The organism is Hydrogenophaga sp. T2, assembly GCF_049843535.1.
In the GTDB taxonomy this organism is placed as follows: domain Bacteria; phylum Pseudomonadota; class Gammaproteobacteria; order Burkholderiales; family Burkholderiaceae_C; genus Hydrogenophaga; species Hydrogenophaga crocea.
Genome location: NZ_JBBHZJ010000017.1, coordinates 1 through 1,552 on the forward strand (window position 1 = coordinate 1; position 1,552 = coordinate 1,552).

Consider the following 1,552-nt stretch of genomic DNA (forward strand, 5'->3'; position numbering starts at 1 on the left):
CTGTTGGTGGCGCTGCGCGGGCGGCAGCACCTCGATGGCCAACGCGGGTGTGTCGGGCGCGTCGAGCAGCGCATCGGCCAGGCCTTTCAGGGCCTGCAGCAGTTGTGCGGCCAACGCCTGCGGGGCGATGCCGGCGGCGCACTGGGCCTCGATCTCGAAGCCGTCGCCGAGGTCGTCGATGGCGACGCCGATGGGGTAGTGTGTTCCCTGCGACCGCGACAGCACGCGGCCGTCGCGAACGGCCGCTGCCTCGCGCTGGCTCCGGAAATTGAGGTTGCTCGTGAACAGCGGGCGGGCGGCGGGTACGGCGCTGCAGCGCTGTGCCACGGCGAGCGGCGTCTGCTCGTGGGCCATCAGGCCGGTCAGTGTCTCGCGGGTCTGGCGCACTGCCTGGGCCGCGCTTTGCCCCGCGAGCCGTAGCCTCAGCGGGAGGGTATTGACGAACAGCCCCACGGTTCGCGCGGTATCGCCGCCGCCAGCCAGGCGGCCGGAGAGCACGGTGCCGAAGACCACGTCGTCGCGGGCGCTGCAGCGCGCCAGCAGCAGGGCCCAGGCGGTGTGGGCCAGCACCGACACCGGCACGCCCTGTCGGCGCGCCGCGGCACGCAGCGCCGCCGATGCCGCGGTGTCCAGTCGCACGCGGTGCGCGTCCACGCCTTCGGGGCCAATGGCCGACACCCCGAAAGGCACCGTACCCTCGGCGAGGTCGCCCAGCAGCGCCTTGAAGTGAGCCTCCTGCGTCGCGCCGTCTGCCGCGCACGTGGCCTGCACGAAGTGCCGGTAGGCTGGTGCGGGCGGCAGCTCGGCTTCGCGCCCGGCAAGGATGGCCGCGGTCTCCAGACTCACGATCTCCTGAGACAGCTGGTCGCCGATCAGGTGGTGCATCTGAACCGCGAGTAGCCAGCGCCGGTGAGTCGTGTCCTGCATGGCGTGCAGCCGCACCAGCGGGGTGTGCTGCAAGTCGAACCGCGTCTGCTGCACGTGCCGGCGCAGGGTCGCCTCGGCGTCTTCGCCGGGTTCGAGCGCGTGCGTGGTCAGCGTCGGCGGCGCGTGCCTCAGCACGAGCTGTACCGGATGGGGCAGGTCGTCCCAGGCAAAGCGGGTACGCCAGGCGTCGTGGCGGGCCGCGATGCGCTGCAAGGCCTGCGCGTGGTCCTGCATCGCCTGCTCTTCGTCGAAGGCGAGCACGAGATCGAGCCAATAGGGGTCCTGGTCGGGATGCAAGCGGTGGTGGACCAGCAAGCCTTCCTGCAGGGGGCCAAGGGGGTAGACGTCCTGCAGGTTGTCGAGGCCGCCGGGTATGCGCGCCACCAGCGTGTCGAGCGCGGCCTGTGACAGTCCGGCCATGGGCACGTCATCGGGCGTGAGCCGCTGGGTGCCAAGGGGGATGGCGGAGGGCGCATCGGTCAGATCCGAAGGCGTGTCCGCGCGCATGCGCTGCGCCAGCGTTTGCAGCACCGGCTGATCGAAGACATCGCGCACTGCGAGGCGGGACCCCGCCTCGCGCAGCCGGGCCACGAGCTGCATGGCCAGCAGCGAGTGGCCGCCGAGA

General features: G+C 71.8%; 1 protein-coding gene. It reads right to left on the minus strand.

Annotated elements, in window-relative coordinates; all coding sequences use genetic code 11:
- Positions 1 to 1,552, minus strand: a 1,552-nt coding sequence (locus WDZ95_RS22205) for a condensation domain-containing protein (protein WP_425781697.1), incomplete at both ends; no start/stop codon positions are given.